Genomic DNA, 16831 nt, shown 5'->3' with positions numbered 1-16831 from the left:
TATTTATGAAAAAATTATTTTTGATTTTTATTTCTGTTAGTTCATTTTTATATGCTCAGAATAATGAAAATATAAACTTATCGGGTTCCTTGATTAATGATACAAAGTTTGTAAATCAAAAATTAATTTATTTGGATGATAAAAATACCGAAACTAATGTAAATAATAAGAAAACCCCAATTTTGGCGGCTTTAATGTCATTTGCGCTTCCGGGTGCCGGTGAATTCTATTCTGAAAGTTATTTAAAAGCTGGAATTTTTGCCGCAATAGAAGTAGGCGCAATAATTTTGGCGGTAACTTACGATAATAAGGGCGATGATCAAACAGATTTTTTTGAAAACTACGCAAATGAAAATTGGAGCGTTTATCGTTACGCAAATTGGACATTGCACAATGCTTCAACGATAAATCCGGAAGTTGACCCAGGTAATTATAATGTTATCGACGATCAAAATAATGTTAATTGGAATGAACTGAATAAGCTTGAAGGTGACATTGGAAATTATTACTCTCACCGCTTGGCTCATTATGGCGAACAGCAATATTATGAAATGATCGGAAAGTATTCTCAATTTAATGTCGGGTGGAAAGAATTTGGAGATGATCCGGTAAAACCATATGTTTTCGGAGATGTTCTTGTCGATCAATTTGATTATTATTCGATTGAAAGAGGCAAGGCAAATGATTTTTATAATATTTCAAAATGGGCTGTTATTGCAGTTGTAACAAATCATTTTATTAGCGCTTTAGATGCGGCGTGGACGGCAAGCAGATATAATAAAAGTCTTAAACTTAATGTTTCATTAAAAGAAGAACAAATCGGATTTTATAAAGAATATAATCCACAATTAAATATTAAAATAAATTTCTAATATGGCTCAACCTTTAGTTGTAATTGTCGGCAGACCGAACGTTGGTAAATCAACTTTGTTTAACAGATTAACGAAGAGTAAAATTTCTATCGTTGATGATCAAAGCGGTGTTACGCGCGATAGAATCAGCGGTGACGTTGAATGGAACGGTAAGATTTTTAGAGTAATGGATACGGGCGGATATGTAAAATCCAGCGATGATAAATTTGAACAAGCAATTAAAGAACAAGTTGAAATTGCAATAGAAGAAGCGGATGCGATATTATTTGTTAATGACGGCAGACTTGGACTTACTCATCACGATAATGAAGTTGCTTCATTGTTAAGAACTTCTAAAAAACCAATTTATGTTTTAGTTAATAAAGCTGATACAGCAAATTTTGAAAACGATAAATTAGAATTTTATAAATTCGGATTGGACAATGTTTATGATATTTCGGCTTTAAACGGAAGAAATATCGGCGATGTACTTGATGATCTTGTTAATCAATTAAACTTTCCAGATTCATATAATGAAAATGATGATAGACTAAAAATTGCCATTCTCGGAAAGCCAAACGTAGGAAAATCTTCTTTAACCAACGCGCTTTTAGGTTATGACAGAAGTATAGTTACGGATATTCCGGGAACAACTCGCGATAGTTTGGATTCAATATTAAAATATTATGGTGAAGAAATTATTTTAGTGGATACCGCCGGTTTAAGGAAAAGAACCAAAGTTAAAGAAAATATTGAATTTTTTTCTACAGTCAGAACATGAAGAGCGTTAAGCAATTGTGATGTCGCAATTATTATGATTGACGCGCAAGCTGGATTGGAAAATCAAGATCAAAAAATTATTGATGAAGCTATACAAAGAAGAAAAGGAATTATTCTTGCGGTAAATAAATGGGATCTGGTAGAAAAAGAAACAAACACCGCAAAGAAATTTGAAGATGAAATATATCATTCACTCGGAAGTATAAATTATTTACCTATAATTTTTATATCCGCACTTACAAAACAAAGAATTTATAAGCTAATTGATTTGGCGAAAACCATTCAAACCGATAGATTAAAGAAAATTCCTACCGGCGAATTGAATGAAATTATGATTGAGGAAATAAGAAAAAATCCTCCGCCTGCCACAAAAAGAGGAAAAGAAATTAACATAAAATTTATTTCACAGGTTGGCGAAAAATATCCCATCTTTTTATTTTTCTGCAGCAACAGTAAGGAAGCACCTGAACATTATCGTAAATTTTTAGAAAATAAGATCAGGGAAAAATTTGGTTTTTGGGGTGTACCTATAACAGTAAGTTTTAAAGAAAAATAGCTATATTTAACCTCAAATAATTTTCAATTCCTATAAATGCAAACTTCAAAAAGAATTATTGTTGTTGGAGGAAATGCCGCGGGTCCAAGCGCCGCCGCAAAAGCTAAAAGAACTAATCCTTCTGCCGATGTAATTTTAATTGAAGCCGGCGAATTTATCTCAACCGGAACGTGTGAGCTGCCGTATTTACTTTCAGGACAGCTAAACGATCACAATAAATTAATTTTCTATTCCCCTGAAAAATTTTGCGAAGAAAAAAATGTAAAGGTTTTTATAAATCATTTTGTAAAAAAAATTGACGCGAAAAATAAATCTTTAGAAATTTTTGATAAAAAAAATGACAAGTCCCACCATTTGATTTATGACAAATTAATTTTAACAACTGGTTCCATTGCCAAAGAATTGCCCGAATTATCATTTACTTTGGAAAATGTTTTCAGTTATAAAACTATTTCGGATTATTTAAAACTTAAATCATATTTTGAAAGGAATAAAGTAGAGAAAATTTTAATTATAGGTTCAGGATATATTGGATTGGAGGTAGCTGAATCATTAAAATCCAAAGGATATGAAATTACGGTTCTAGAAAAAGAAAAACTACCGCTGCCAAATTCGGAAATTGAACTGCAGTATTTGGTTAAAGATTTACTTTCTAAAAATAAAATTAATTTTCTTTCAGTTGATAATGATACAAAGTTTATTAAAAATGGTAATAAATTTATTCAGTTAAAAAACGAAGGAAGATTTTTAGATTTTGACGCCGCAATAGTATCAATAGGAATTAAACCAAACAATTTTCTCGCTGAATCGGCTAAGTTAAAAATTGGAAAGTTTGGCGGATTAATTGTCGATACAAAATTAAAAACTTCAGATCAAAATATTTTTGCCGCGGGTGATAATATTGAATTCATAAATAAAATCACAAATCGCAACGATTATTTCCCTCAGGCAACGTTTGCTCATCAATTTGGACATATTGCCGGTGAGAATGCCGCAGGCGGAAATAAGTTTGCCGAGCCGGTTTTTCTAAATTCAACATTTAAATTCTTTGACAAATATATTGCTCAAGTTGGATTGAACTCAGGGCACGCATCACAATTTTTTAATAAAGTAAAATTTGTTAACGCGGTTGCTAATAACAAAGTCAAGATTATGCCTGGTTCCAGTAAAGTTTTCGGAAAAATTATTTATGATGGTACGAGCAGATTGATCTTAGGCGCGTCGTTTGTAGGTTCGGAAGAGATCTCCGGTTATGCAGATTTAATTTCAACATATATTTATAATAAAATTTCAGCGAACAATTTGGCAAAAAATTATTACAATTATACGCCGCCTTTATCACCATTTATTAATCTGCTTTCCATTATTGGGAGAAAGCTTGAGGAGAACTATTAATGAAAAATCTTAAAATTGTATCAAATCCTTTAATTAGCAGAGATATAACTTATTTGCGAAATAAGGAAACAAGGGAATATCAATTTAGATTAGCAGTAAGGAGAATTGCCTACGCGCTGGCAATTGAAATTAGCAAAGAATTTGAAACAATTGAAATTGATGTCGAAACTCCACTTGAAATAACCAAAGGTTACAATTTGGCAAAACAAATTGTATTGGTTCCCGTTTTGCGCGCTGGATTAAGTTTAGTAAATTCTTTCATTGAAATGATTCCAAGCGCGAAAGTCGGACATATCGGATTGCAAAGAGATGAAAAGACATTGAAACCCATTGATTATTATTATAAAGCTCCGAAAAATTTAGAAATATCAAAAGTAATTGTTTTGGATCCAATGCTGGCAACCGGAGGAAGTTCATCGGCCGCAATTTCATTTTTAAAGCATAGAGGAGCAAATGATTGTGTAATGGCATCATTGATCGCGGCTCCTGAAGGCGTGGTTAGATTAAGCGGTGATCATCCCGATGTTCCGATTTATACCGCCGTTTTAGATAGAGAACTTAACGAACATGGTTTTATTCTTCCTGGATTGGGAGACGCCGGAGACAGAACATTTGGTACGTTATAAATTTTTAATTTTTCTGTTTATCGCGTATCAAAATTTTGCGCAGCAATATCCTGATCAAAAAGTAGATTCCTTGCTTAAATACGGTATTGATAAAATATTATTGGAAGATTACGGCTCCGCAAAAAAAACATTCAAAAATTTAGATGCTGAATTTCCAAATTTACCTTTAGGGAAAATATATTTGTCAGCAGTTCACATTGCTGAATCAGTAGATTATGAAAAATTTATAAATGAAAATTATGTTGATTCTTTATTAAATTCAGCCGATAAACAAACCGAAGTATTATTAAAGTCCGATGCCGAAAATTTGTGGTACAATTATTTCCAAGCAGTAATCTATGCCTACCGCGCGTATTATAATTCAATAGGTTCCAATTTAATTCCGGCATTTGCCGATGGAGTTTTCTCGCTTCAATATTTTCAAAAATGTCAGGCAATTGATAATGATTTCGAAGAAGCTAAAATTGCTAAATGGATTTATAAATATTGGAGAAGCGCGCAGACCAAAACTTTAAATTGGCTCCCGTTTGTAAATGATGATAGAAGTGAAGCTGTAAAACAATTGGAAAGCTCAATTAAATTTGATACCTATAATCAATATTTGGCAATAAATTCTTTGTTGTGGATTTATATTGATTACGGTAAAAGCGAAAAAGCCGTTGAATTGGCAAATAAAATGTTGGTTAATTATAAAGATTCCAGATTTTTCAAATGGGCATTGGCAAGAGCTTATCAAGATATATCTAAAGAAAAGTCAATTGAAATTTATCAGCAAATTTTGACATCTGTGCAAAAATTAAAAAATAGAAACTTTTACAATGACATTGTTTTAATGCATAAGATCGCAATGTTATACTTTGATCTTAAAAAATATGATAAAGCTTATCAATTATGCAACGAAATACTTGATTTTGAATTTAATTCTGAAGAAATTAAAGATAGGCTAGAAGATAGAATTGACAGAGTTGCAGAATTAAAGAATGAAATAGAAAATATATCCGGTAATAAATAGATAATGATAATTTTAGACGACATACAGTTAGATACTTTGCTCGCGGACTTATTATCTCTCTGCAGAAAAAATCTGCATTCTTTTAATGAAGAATTAATTACCAAAGCATTTAAGTTAAGCTACGAAGCACATAAAAATCATTTTAGAGCTTCAGGAGAACCGTATTTTCTTCATCCTTATAATGTAACAATGATTGTAGCAAAAGAAATTCCATTGGATGATATTTCAATTGTTAGCGCTTTGCTTCATGATGTTGTAGAAGATACTGATATAAGTTTAGAATTTATTGAGCGCGAATTCGGAAAAGAAGTTGCAGAAATTGTTGACGGCGTTACAAAAATTAGCGGAGTCTTTAGAGGACATAATATTACTCAAGCTGAAAACTATAGAAAATTATTGCTTTCTATGGTAAATGATGTTAGGGTAATTTTAGTAAAATTTGCCGATCGTCTTCATAACATGCGAACACTTGAATTTGTGCCGCTTCATAAACAAAGAAGAATTGCAACTGAAACGTTGGAAATATACGCGCCGTTTGCGCATAGGTTCGGACTCGCAAAAGTTAAATGGGAACTTGAAGATCTTGCATTCAAATATCTTAATAAAGATGCTTATAACGAAATTGCCAAAAAACTGAACGAAACAAGAAGGGAAAGAGAATCTTATATAAAAGTTGTAACCGAACCAATTAAAAAGCGGTTGGATGAGCATGAACTTGTTTATGAAATTGGGGGAAGACCGAAACACTTATACAGCATTTATAAAAAGATGATAAAGCAAAATAAACCTCTTGAAGATATTTATGATCTTTCCGCAATTAGGATTATCCTTGAAAATAATGATCAGAATGACTGCTATTACGTTTTGGGAATTATTAACCAATTGTTCAGACCAATACCTGATCGATTTAAAGATTTTATTTCAATCCCAAAAAAGAATAATTATCAGTCAATTCATAACACGGTTATTGGTCCTGAAGGCAAGCTTGTTGAAATCCAAATACGAACCAGAGCGATGCATGAAATTGCGGAAAAAGGTGTTGCGGCGCATTGGAAATATAAAGAAAATATGTCTTCGACAAACAGAGATCTGGAAGATTGGGTTAATTGGATACGTGATATTTTTGAAAGTGTTTCAAGAGACGAAGCAAGTAATGAAATTTTAGCAAGTTTTAAGCTGAATTTATATCAGGATGAAATTTATGTTTTTACTCCAAAAGGAGATTTGAAGATTCTTCCTTTAGATTCAACGGCAGTTGATTTCGCGTATGAAATTCACAGTAAAGTCGGTTATCATTGCATCGGCGCAAAAGTAAACGGAAAAATTGTTCCGCTAAGCAGTCCTTTGCAGAGCGGTGACCAGGTGGAAATTCTTACTTCAAAAAATCAGCATCCGAATAAAAGCTGGCTTCAATTTGTTAAAACGCATAAAGCAAAATCAAATATTAGAAAATTCATACAGAAAGAAGAAGATAGAATAGTTGAGACGGGAAAGGAAATTTGGGAACGCAAACTTAAAAAATATAAACTTGTTTTTAATCAGGATGATATAAACAAATTAATTAAAAAATTAAAATATGAAAATCCTTCAAAGTTTTTTGTTGCCGTTGCCGAAGATGAAGTTGATCTTGAAAATATATTAAATCCCGAAGAAATTAAAGAAGAAGAACTAAATGATTTAAAATTTGACAGCTTTGCTAAATTTGCTCGCGAAAGTATTGGCGAAGTTGTTGTTGATGGTGCTCATAAAGGATTTGTTTACAATTACGCGAAATGCTGTAACCCAATTCCCGGCGATCCGATTGTAGGTTATATAACAATTGGAGAAGGAATTAAAATCCATAGGAAAAATTGTAAAAATTTATTGTCGCTTTCAGAAAATAATGAAAATAGACTTGTTCCCGTTGAGTGGCCTGGAGACGCAAATTCATTTTTCTTAGCCGGTATTACAATTAAAGGCGAAGACAGACCTGGAATTTTAAAAGATATTTCTAATACAATTGCGGGATTCCAAAATACAAATATAAAATCTGTGACAATAAATACAAATGAATCTATGTTCAGCGGACAAATTGCTGTGCATATTCAAGACGTAAATAATTTAAATCGTTTGATAGAAAGATTAAAAAAAATAAAAGGAGTTTATTTAGTAGAACGTTTTGATTCTCCTAATCCGCAATAAATGAAAGACGAAATAGAAAGAATTTTAGCAATTGATTATGGTGAAAAAAGAATTGGCTTTGCCATATCCGATCCTTTAAAAATATTTGCGATTCCCTTAGTAACTTTAGAAAATGATCATGCGCTTTTGAATAAAATAAAAAAAATGTTTGATGAATATAATTTTACCGAAATTATTATCGGGTATCCGTTAAAAGAAGATGGAACAAAAACAAAATTAACTGAAGATGTAGAAAAATTTAAAATAGTTGTAGAAAATCAATTTAAGATTCCTGTAGAATTTGTGGATGAACGATATTCATCGGCAATTGCCTGGGAGCATATTAAAACTTCGGTTAACTCAAAGAAGAAACGTAAAGATAAATCATTGATCGATAGAAAAGCCGCGGCTGTAATTTTGGAAGATTATTTGAAAACAATCAAGAGTTAATAATAATTAAAAGCGGTTGGTAGAAATATAATTGACATTATTAAATATATAAGCTATTTTTCACATAAATTTTAACCAATTTGGGAGCATTTTTATGACACTTGACGCACTTGGAATGATAGAAACAAAAGGTTTGGTTGGCGCAATTGAAGCCGCAGATGCAATGGTAAAAGCTGCTAAAGTTGAATTATTAGGAAAAGAGATTATTGGCGGTGGATATGTAACGGTAATGGTTAGAGGAGATGTTGGAGCAGTTAAAGCAGCAACCGATGCAGGTGCAGCCGCAGCGCAAAGAGTAGGCGAATTAGTTTCCGTTCATGTAATTCCAAGACCACATTCAGACGTTGAAATAATTTTACCTAAACGTAAATAATTAAAACTATGGATCAAGCATTAGGATTGATAGAAACCAAAGGATTGGTTGCCGCAATTGAAGCTGCGGACGCGATGGTTAAAGCCGCGGACGTTAAAATAATTGGGAAAGAAAAGGTTACCGGTGCCTTAATTTTAATAAAAGTAATCGGCGAAACTGCCGCAGTTAAAGCAGCAACTGATGCAGGTGCAGCCGCCGCGCAAAGAGTTGGGGAATTGGTTTCCGTACACGTTATTCCAAGACCCGACGATGAAATTGATAAAATTGTGATGGAGAATATTAATTTTACAGAAATTGATAATGCTCCAATAACAGATCTCGTAGTAAACGAAACAGAACTGCCTGAAACAGTTAAATCTGAAAATATTATAACTTCAGAGCAAATTTCCAAATCCGCAGTTGAAGTTAAAATTAAGCCAAAGGAAGAAAAAATTGTTTCAGCAAGTAGTTCCAGTTCCACATCACTTAAAAAATCAGATTCGGCAAATTTAAAAGAGTTGGAAAGTTTAAATGTTCATTTACTTAGAAAACGTGCACGAGAGTTTTCTAATTTTCCAATAAAAGGCAGAGAAATTTCTAAAGCAAATAGAAATCAGCTTTTAGATTATTTCAAAAATTTATAGAAATAAGTTTTTGAACTTAATAAATTTGTTTCTTAACTCCACATAATAGTGGAGTTTTTTATATTTGTATTATGAAAAAAAAGATAATAACAATTCTATTCATTTTAACTTTCTCAATTCTGCTTTGGGTTTTTGTATCATTTTCAGGGGAGTTTTCAATAACTTTAAATCTTCCGCCAAAAGTTTTAGATGTGCCCGAAAATTTAGCGGTCAGTCATATTTCAGCTAAAGAAATTATTTTAAGTTTGAAAGGACAAGGCTGGCAGCTCGCACAACATACATTAGGCAGAGATCCAAAATTTTTAATTCAATCTCCTCAGGAAATTGGTGAAACGGTTATTCCCACAAAAAATATGCTTAATGCAAATACATGGATTTCGTCTACGCTTCAATTAGCCGAACTCAGTCCTGAAAAAATTACCCTGAAGTTGGAAAAGAAAATAACTAAAAAAGTTGAAATACTTCCCGTTTTGGTTTTATCATTTAAACCGGGATACGACTTAGTTTCACAAGCTAAAATATTGCCTGATTCCGTAACTATATCAGGTCCGGAAAGTATTGTAAACGAGTATTCGATTATAAATACGGCGGGATTGCAGCTAAATAATTTAGAAAAAGAAACCGCTGTAAAAGTACAACTGCAAAGTCCGGAATTTGTTGATTGCAATATTACAGAATGTAAAATATTACTGAACGTTCAAAAAATTGTAGATAAAACTTTTGAAAATGTTTTAGTAGAGAGAAAAAATATTCCCGACAAATATGAATTAAATTTATCGCCTGAAAACATTACAGTTGTAGTTCGCGGTGGAATTAATTTGCTAAGCAAAATTAAAAATGAAGACATTAATGCATATGTTAGATTTCAGCAAGCGTTGAATGATACAACCGGCTCGATAGAGCCGACAATTGAATTGCCAAAATTCACATCTATTGTTGACGTTAAACCAAAACGTTTAGATTATATAATTAAAAAATACTGATATGTTTATAACATTTGAAGGCTTGGATTTTTGCGGAAAGTCCACACAAGTTAAACTTTTACAAGAATATTTGACATCACGTAATTTACAAGTGTCTCTTATAAGAGAACCTGGTGGTGTAAAAATTTCTGAAAAGATCAGAAATATTATTCTAGATAGAAATAATGAAGAAATGTTTTTTGAAACAGAACTATTATTATTTTCGGCTAGCCGCGCACAATTAGTAAGAGAAGTAATAATACCAAAATTGGAAGAAGGATTTATAGTTATTTCCGATAGATTTCATGATTCTTCCATTGCGTACCAAGGTTTTGGAAGAGAATTAAATGTTAATTTTGTATCCGATTTGCAGAAATTTGCAATTGGAAACGCTGTTCCCGATTTAACTTTCTTTCTCGATATTCCTGTTGAAGAAGTTAACAGAAGGAAATCCAATGTTCAAAATTCAGAACTTGACAGAATTGAGATTTCAAAGAATTCATTTTATGAAAAAGTAAGAAACGGTTATAAAAATATTTCTGAAAACGAGGAACGGTTTATAACAATTGATGGTTTAATGTCAGTGGAAAAAATTCATGAAAAAATAAAAGTTATTGTAGAAAATTTACTAAAGGATAAAAATAATAATGGTTAAAAGTATATATAAATTATTTGCTGTTTTATCTATAATTGTATTGGGCGGTTTTGTTAACAGCGATTCGGATATATATTTTAAAATGTCCAAAGCAATAGATATATACGGCAGAGTATATAAAGAGGTTGCGCTAAATTATGTAGATGAAGTTAACCCGGAACCATTTATGCTGCAAGGAATAAAAGGCATGCTCGATGCTTTAGATCCTTATACTGTTTATATTGATGAAAAACACCAAAAGGATATTGAACTTATTACCAAAGGTAAATACGGCGGTATAGGAGCTACAGTCGGGTTATATAATGATAAAATAACAATTGTTGATCTGATTGAAGGATATTCGGCACAAAGGCAGGGAATTAGAATCGGCGACGTTATTAAAAAAGTCGATTCTGTGGATATTACAAAAGAAAATTATGACGAATTGGGAAATTATTTAAAACGCGAACCCGGAACAGAAATATCATTAACTATAGAAAGAGAAGGTGTTAAAGGTGATATTATTTTTAATTTAGTCAGTGAAGAAATTGAAATAAAAAATTTAACATTTTACGGATTTGTTCCCGAAAATAGCAATAATGCTTATTTGAAACTCAGCAGTTTTTCAAGAAGCGCTGGTGATGAAATTAGAAAAGCTCTGCATGAATTAAAAATTCAGAAAGATATAAATTCTATAATATTGGATTTGCGGGGAAATCCCGGCGGACTTTTAGACGCCGCGATTGATGTTAGCGAAAAATTCCTAAATAAAGGACAAAAAGTTGTTTCCATTAAAGGCAGAGATGAATCAAAAGAACAGATTTTTAATGCGCAGGAAGAACCGATTGCCGGAAAGGCAAAATTAATTCTGCTTGTAGATAATGGATCAGCTTCAGCATCTGAAATTGTTGCAGGCGCTATTCAAGATCATGACCGCGGAGTAATTTTAGGTACAAAATCTTATGGTAAAGGATTGGTACAAACAGTAATTCCTCTTTCATTCAACACTTCTTTGAAAATGACGACAGCAAGATATTATACTCCAAGCGGAAGATGTATTCAAGAAATTGAATACTCCAATGAAAAAGAAATTTTTGGCGATAACGTAAATGATGATAATAAATCATTTTTCACGGATAATAAAAGAGAGGTTCACGGCAAAGGCGGAATTACACCTGATACTATTGTTGTAAATTCATCTGAATCTCATTTGGTAAGAAGTTTATTGGCAAAGGGTATGTTTTTTAAATTTGCCACAAACTATTTTAATACTTCTTCTAATGTTAATATCAGCAGTTCAAACGATGACAATTTATTTAACGCGTTTGAAAAATATTTGGAGAAGGAAGATTTTAATTATCAGACTCAATCGGAATTATTAATTTCGGAATTGAAAGAGTCAATAAAGAAAGAAGGATATAATTCAAATTTAATTGATGAAGTTTCAAAATTGGATCTAAAATTTGACGATGTTAAAAAGAAAGAATTGAATAAATACAAATCAGATATAATTTCGGAAATTAAACAGGAATTATCTGCTAGAAACGAAGGCAGAAAAGGCAGAATTACCGAATCATTAAAATATGATAATCAATTTGCGACAGCTTTAGAAATTTTGAATAAAAATAAAGTTTTTAATAATTTATTAAGCATTAAAAATTAAGTTTTTACTTTTAAAATTATTTTATTAAGAAACATTTATTTTGGTAAGATGTTAAATTTACTTATCGAATTAAACCTTTTTTGCTTTTCTGCATCAAATTAGAGATTAAAAGAAAATATGAATAAAATATGGAGGAATAATGCCTGAAACACAAGTAAACGAAACTCTTGAATTTAAAGCCGAGGTAAAGCAGCTTTTAGATATTTTGGTTCACTCGCTTTATACACACAAAGAAATATTCTTGCGCGAATTAATTTCAAACGCTTCAGACGCAATGGATAAATTACGGTTTGAATCAAATAAAGGAACAGAAATTACCGACAGCGGCTTGGATTTGGAAATAAATATTTCCGCGAATAAAGATAAAAAAATAATTACAATTTCAGATTCCGGAATTGGAATGACGCACGATGAAATAATTCAAAATATTGGCACTATAGCAAAATCCGGGACTTCCGACTTTCTAAAAGTTTTAAAAGAAAATAAGGAAGATTCAAGCAATATCATTGGAAGATTTGGGATTGGATTTTATTCGGTTTTTATGGTGGCAAAAGAAGTTGTTATTAAAACCAAATCTTACAAAAAAGATTCGCCGGCAATGAAATGGGTCTCCGATGGTTTAGGAACTTATTCAATTTCTGAATTGGGCGAACCAATAAAAAGAGGAACAATTATAGAAGTTCATCTAAAAGATGAAATGGATGAATTTTTGGAAAAATACAGATTAGAATCAGTTGTTAAAAAACATTCGAGTTTTATAGGTTATCCGATTAAAGTTGAAAATGAAAGAGTAAATACGGTTTCAGCTTTGTGGCGCGAACCAAAATCAAATATTAAACCTGAGCAGTATGCAGAGTTTTATAAATTTTTAACTTATGATCAAGATGAGCCGTTAACAACAATTCATAGAACAGTTGACGCACCAATCCAATTTACAAGTTTATTATTTATTCCAAAAAGGAATATGGATATTTGGGGATATAATCGTGAAGAATATGGATTGGATCTTTATGTAAGAAGAGTTTTAATTCAACATCAAAACAAAGATCTTTTGCCTGAATATTTAAACTTTGTAAAAGGAGTTGTTGATTCAGAAGATCTTCCATTAAACATTTCAAGAGAAACTTTGCAGGAAAATATAATTTTTACAAAGATTGCCGGAAGTGTAACGACTCAAATTTTATCACATCTTCAAACATTGTCCGAAAAAGAGGAAGATAAATTTAAAACGTTTTGGAAAGAGCATGGAAAAACATTTAAAATGGGTTATATGGATTTTCCAAATCATGAAAAGTTCGGCAGATTATTAAGATTCAATACATCAAAATCGAAAGATGCCGAAGAGCTGTTTAGCTTTGATCAGTATGTCGAAAGAATGAAAAATGATCAAAAAGAAATTTATTACTTAACCGGAAATTCAAGAGAATCAATTATTCTTGATCCTCAACTTGAAATTTTCAAAACAAAGGGAATTGAAGTTCTGTATTTGTATGATCCTATGGATGAATTTGTTATGGATTCATTGAGAAAATATAAGGATTTTGATCTTAAATCAACCGAACAAGCTGATGTTAAAAAGTTGAATAAATTTGAAAATGTTGAAGAAAATAAAAAAGATAAAGTTGATGAACTTTCAAAAGATGATAAAAAACATTTTTCAAGTTTGCTGAAAAAAATGAAAGACATTTTGGGTGATAGAGTAAAAGACGTAACAGAGTCGGATAGATTGAGCGGAAGTCCGATTGTACTTGTAAATCCTGAAGGCGGAATGACTTCAACAATGCAGAAGTTGATGAACATAACCGGAAAAACTTCTACTGTTCCGCAGAAAGTTATGGAAGTAAATAAAGACCATAAACTAATAAGAAATCTGTTAAAAGTTTTTAAGGCAAATGATAATGACGTATATATAACAACTGTTGTTGAACAGCTTTATGAATCATCGCTTTTACTTGAAGGATTTTTATATGATCCGCATAAATTGGTAAACAGAGTAAATGAATTATTGGAAAATTCCAGCGATTGGTATGCCGATTATAAAAAACTTTAATTTAAATTTAAGTTGAATAATTAAAAACCCGCTAATAATTTAAGCGGGTTTTTTTGTTCAATCTATCTGCTTATAAAATTGAAATTTCATAAAACGCAGATTTGGAATACCAAAAAAATAAAATATTTATTTGTTAATGAAAGCTGGAAATTTCATATTTCTGAAAAGATTTTCCTTGGTGTTATAATCTTTTAGATAATGCACTTTGATCTTATTTCTGTTTTTAACAAGCCAGCTCAAAGAAATTTTTATTTTTTCGAGATCTCTTTCTTCCATTCCGGATAAAAGCTGAAAAGTATTGTCATAATAATCATCAAGAGCGGCATCAAAAAAATCTTGATCCTTTAAAAAGTAATCTTTGATATAAACTCTACCTTCCAAAAATAAAATGTAATCATTGAATTCCGAATCTTTAATTTCTATAAGAGCGTTAACTTTATTTATTGGTTCAGCAAGTATAGAAGTTCTTGTCAACTGATTAAGAATTAAATTCACCGTATCTCGCATTTCGGCAGCTTCTTCATACTTTTTCTTTTCTGAAAAATCCTTCATTTTATTTAACAGTCTGTTTACGGCATTTTGGTTTTTCCCCGATAAAAATTCGTAAACATTTTCAAGCTCAATTTTGTATTCAGTAGAATTGACTTCAGAAATACAAGGCGCAGAACATCTTTTAATATCCAGCAAATAACATTTTTTGTTTTTATTTAATTCTTTGTCGGTGCATTCTCTTAGTGTAAAAGTCTTATCAACAATTTCACGCAAAGAATTTGCGGTTACTCTATTTGAATAAGGTCCAAAATAATCATTCCCGTCAAAGTCAAAATCCGTTTCAACTTTAATATCCGGAAAATCATGATTGAGATTAATTCTTAAAAAATAATTTTGAGAAAATTTTTTAAGTAACGTATTTAAAGGCGGCTTATGCAGTTTAATTAATTCTGCTTCCAAAACCAACGCGTTTAATTCAGAGTTTGTTTTTTGAAATCCAAGTCGATTTGCCTTTCTAACTATTTTTCGTGTTTTTCTTGGCGCCGAACTTGAAAAGTAATTTTTAACTCTACTTTTAAGTGATTTCGCTTTCCCAATATAAATTATGTTTTCTTTTGCGTCTTTAAAAAAGTATACACCAGGAGAATCCGGTAAACTTGCCAAATCGCCGACTAACTTTTTCTTGACCAATCTGAAACTTTTTGAAATTTGCTGATTGACTTGAAAATCCAAAAGATCGGAAATGTTTTCGTAATTATAATCATCCTTTAGTTTTTCTATAAGTTTTAGAAAAAGTTTTGCGGTTGCGGTTGCGTCTCCCAAAGCTCTGTGTGCGTTTTTATGAATAATATTAAAATGTGAAATCATACTTCCGAGTGATTTGCTTTTCAATTCAGGAAATATTTTCCGAGAAATTTTCAAAGTGCAAATTTGATCTAACTTAGGAAGCTGAATATCGGCCATTTCAAACTCAGATTTTAGAAACGCAAAATCAAACGGCAGATTATGTCCGACCAAAATTGAACCATCAATAAAATCCTTAACATTTTGGCAAATATTCTCAAATGCAGGCGCCTCAATTAGATCTTCGTTTGTTATTCCCGTTAAGGAAGTAATAAACGGAGGCAAATATTGCCCTGGGTTAATCAATGAATGGTAGCTATCCGTAATTTTCCCATTTTCAATTCGTACAATTCCAATTTCAATCGCACGGCTTCTAGGAGGAGAAGTTCCCGTGGTTTCAAAATCGATTACTGAATAAACGGCTTCGGAAAAATTTTTTTCTTTTTGATTCATCAAACAATAATAATATTTTTCTAAGCAAATCTATAAATAAACTTTGAATGTATTAAAGTCTGTTGATAATAATAAGGATTAAAATGTATACAATTTATGATTTTATTGGAAACATTGGTGTATTTTTTATAATAATCGCGTTTTTACTTTTGCAGTTGAACAAAATAAAAAGTGAAAATGTTTATTATTCTATTATGAATCTTATCGGTGCGGCTTTTGTAATAATTTCGCTTTTAAATAATTTTAATTTTTCTGCATTTATTATAGAAGCATTTTGGATAGTAATAAGTTTAATAGGTATTGTTAATTATTTAAGAAAAAGACAAAAATAAAACGGATAATTTTTTATTTCAAAAACGAACATTTAAAAAAAAGAATTTTTATTTACAAATTCAGAAAAGTAAAGAGCAACTCAGAAACATAATTTTTATAAAGTAAATCCATTGATTTAAGCTTTTTCTAATTTATTATTTTCTATTGATTTAATAATCTTTTTTAAAGTATATTATTAAAAAAAACCGAAAAAATATTTAATTACAATAAGAGAAAAATTTCAAATTTCACTCATCTTTTATTATAATTATATTCATAATTAAAAATATCTTTCGGAGAAATTATGGCAGATAATATTCCATTGGAATTTGAAAATATTGGAGAATATAATAAAGCTGTATTACAGCAATTAATAGATAATAATGCATTATTACGCGTTTTGTTGGATTTTGAGGTTGAGAAACAAGTGTATAGACAAGCAAGTGAAAGCGGGATAGAGGAAATGAGCTATTCTGAAATTGAAGTAAGAAAAAGAGAGATTTCTCAATCATTGAATGATAAAATAAGAGAATATAAATTACACGCTTTAGCGGAAATTAATTTAAGAAAATAAAACCATTTCAAAAAAAATAATA

At 31.0% G+C, this 16831-nt stretch carries 15 protein-coding genes and 1 pseudogene; 15 read left to right on the top strand and 1 reads right to left on the bottom strand.

Annotated elements, in window-relative coordinates; translation table 11 throughout:
- Positions 1-5 precede the first annotated feature (5 nt).
- From IPK06_08550 to htpG, 13 genes and pseudogenes are all read left to right on the top strand, one after another.
- Positions 6-872 carry a hypothetical protein gene (locus tag IPK06_08550; GenBank protein MBK7980035.1) on the top strand — a complete coding sequence of 289 codons (867 nt, stop codon included), beginning with the start codon at positions 6-8 and terminating at the stop codon, positions 870-872.
- Position 873: 1 nt separating this feature from the next.
- Positions 874-2187 (top strand): annotated as a pseudogene (gene der, locus IPK06_08545) (ribosome biogenesis GTPase Der).
- A 36-nt stretch (positions 2188-2223) separates the two neighbouring features.
- The gene (locus IPK06_08540) at positions 2224-3582 is read left to right on the top strand and encodes an FAD-dependent oxidoreductase (GenBank protein ID MBK7980034.1); all 1359 of its coding nucleotides are present in this window, start codon (positions 2224-2226) and stop codon (positions 3580-3582) included.
- Entirely contained in the window at positions 3582-4208 is a 627-nt protein-coding gene (gene upp, locus IPK06_08535; GenBank protein ID MBK7980033.1) for a uracil phosphoribosyltransferase, read from the top strand. The genes IPK06_08540 and upp overlap by 1 nt, the downstream gene beginning before the upstream one ends.
- Positions 4195-5220 carry a hypothetical protein gene (locus tag IPK06_08530; protein MBK7980032.1) on the top strand — a complete coding sequence of 342 codons (1026 nt, stop codon included), beginning with the start codon at positions 4195-4197 and terminating at the stop codon, positions 5218-5220. The genes upp and IPK06_08530 overlap by 14 nt, the downstream gene beginning before the upstream one ends.
- A gap of 3 nt (positions 5221-5223) precedes the next feature.
- On the top strand, positions 5224-7401 hold the full coding sequence (locus IPK06_08525; protein MBK7980031.1) for a bifunctional (p)ppGpp synthetase/guanosine-3',5'-bis(diphosphate) 3'-pyrophosphohydrolase: 2178 nt from the start codon (positions 5224-5226) through the stop codon (positions 7399-7401).
- Positions 7402-7830, top strand: a complete 429-nt coding sequence (gene ruvX / locus IPK06_08520; GenBank protein ID MBK7980030.1) for a Holliday junction resolvase RuvX — start codon at positions 7402-7404, stop codon at positions 7828-7830.
- A 94-nt stretch (positions 7831-7924) separates the two neighbouring features.
- Positions 7925-8203 (top strand): ethanolamine utilization microcompartment protein EutM, encoded by a 279-nt coding sequence (gene eutM / locus IPK06_08515; protein MBK7980029.1) that lies wholly within the window; start codon positions 7925-7927, stop codon positions 8201-8203.
- Positions 8204-8211: 8 nt separating this feature from the next.
- Complete coding sequence (locus IPK06_08510) at positions 8212-8826, top strand: BMC domain-containing protein (protein ID MBK7980028.1); 615 nt, start codon at positions 8212-8214, stop codon at positions 8824-8826.
- Positions 8827-8897: 71 nt separating this feature from the next.
- Entirely contained in the window at positions 8898-9809 is a 912-nt protein-coding gene (locus IPK06_08505; GenBank protein ID MBK7980027.1) for a YbbR-like domain-containing protein, read from the top strand.
- Position 9810: 1 nt separating this feature from the next.
- A complete protein-coding gene (locus IPK06_08500) occupies positions 9811-10443 on the top strand; it encodes a dTMP kinase (protein MBK7980026.1) in 633 nt (210 codons plus the stop codon).
- Positions 10436-12085 (top strand): S41 family peptidase, encoded by a 1650-nt coding sequence (locus IPK06_08495; GenBank protein MBK7980025.1) that lies wholly within the window; start codon positions 10436-10438, stop codon positions 12083-12085. The genes IPK06_08500 and IPK06_08495 overlap by 8 nt, the downstream gene beginning before the upstream one ends.
- Before the next feature lie 139 nt (positions 12086-12224).
- Entirely contained in the window at positions 12225-14135 is a 1911-nt protein-coding gene (gene htpG / locus IPK06_08490; protein ID MBK7980024.1) for a molecular chaperone HtpG, read from the top strand.
- Positions 14136-14261: 126 nt separating this feature from the next.
- Here the strand turns inward: htpG and IPK06_08485 are convergent, their stop codons facing one another.
- On the bottom strand, positions 14262-15923 hold the full coding sequence (locus tag IPK06_08485) for a GIY-YIG nuclease family protein (protein MBK7980023.1): 1662 nt from the start codon (positions 15921-15923) through the stop codon (positions 14262-14264).
- Between the two features lie 83 nt (positions 15924-16006).
- Between IPK06_08485 and IPK06_08480 the strand changes: the two genes are divergently transcribed.
- A complete protein-coding gene (locus IPK06_08480) occupies positions 16007-16255 on the top strand; it encodes a hypothetical protein (protein ID MBK7980022.1) in 249 nt (82 codons plus the stop codon).
- A 284-nt stretch (positions 16256-16539) separates the two neighbouring features.
- Entirely contained in the window at positions 16540-16809 is a 270-nt protein-coding gene (locus IPK06_08475; GenBank protein MBK7980021.1) for a hypothetical protein, read from the top strand.
- The last annotated feature ends 22 nt before the right edge of the window (positions 16810-16831 follow it).

The sequence above is a fragment of the Ignavibacteriota bacterium genome, from assembly GCA_016713565.1.
Lineage (GTDB): Bacteria > Bacteroidota > Ignavibacteria > Ignavibacteriales > Melioribacteraceae.
This window is presented reverse-complemented; position numbering and strand designations above follow the sequence as displayed.

What these genes read in the sequence shown, in the direction of transcription:
- IPK06_08550 (MBK7980035.1), top strand. Translation starts at nt 6, where the DNA reads ATGAAAAAATTATTTTTGATTTTTATTTCTGTTAGTTCATTTTTATAT.
- IPK06_08540 (MBK7980034.1), top strand. Translation starts at nt 2,224, where the DNA reads ATGCAAACTTCAAAAAGAATTATTGTTGTTGGAGGAAATGCCGCGGGT.
- upp (MBK7980033.1), top strand. Translation starts at nt 3,582, where the DNA reads ATGAAAAATCTTAAAATTGTATCAAATCCTTTAATTAGCAGAGATATA.
- IPK06_08525 (MBK7980031.1), top strand. Translation starts at nt 5,224, where the DNA reads ATGATAATTTTAGACGACATACAGTTAGATACTTTGCTCGCGGACTTA.
- ruvX (MBK7980030.1), top strand. Translation starts at nt 7,402, where the DNA reads ATGAAAGACGAAATAGAAAGAATTTTAGCAATTGATTATGGTGAAAAA.
- eutM (MBK7980029.1), top strand. Translation starts at nt 7,925, where the DNA reads ATGACACTTGACGCACTTGGAATGATAGAAACAAAAGGTTTGGTTGGC.
- IPK06_08510 (MBK7980028.1), top strand. Translation starts at nt 8,212, where the DNA reads ATGGATCAAGCATTAGGATTGATAGAAACCAAAGGATTGGTTGCCGCA.
- IPK06_08505 (MBK7980027.1), top strand. Translation starts at nt 8,898, where the DNA reads ATGAAAAAAAAGATAATAACAATTCTATTCATTTTAACTTTCTCAATT.
- IPK06_08500 (MBK7980026.1), top strand. Translation starts at nt 9,811, where the DNA reads ATGTTTATAACATTTGAAGGCTTGGATTTTTGCGGAAAGTCCACACAA.
- IPK06_08495 (MBK7980025.1), top strand. Translation starts at nt 10,436, where the DNA reads ATGGTTAAAAGTATATATAAATTATTTGCTGTTTTATCTATAATTGTA.
- htpG (MBK7980024.1), top strand. Translation starts at nt 12,225, where the DNA reads ATGCCTGAAACACAAGTAAACGAAACTCTTGAATTTAAAGCCGAGGTA.
- IPK06_08485 (MBK7980023.1), bottom strand. Translation starts at nt 15,923, where the DNA reads ATGAATCAAAAAGAAAAAAATTTTTCCGAAGCCGTTTATTCAGTAATC.
- IPK06_08480 (MBK7980022.1), top strand. Translation starts at nt 16,007, where the DNA reads ATGTATACAATTTATGATTTTATTGGAAACATTGGTGTATTTTTTATA.
- IPK06_08475 (MBK7980021.1), top strand. Translation starts at nt 16,540, where the DNA reads ATGGCAGATAATATTCCATTGGAATTTGAAAATATTGGAGAATATAAT.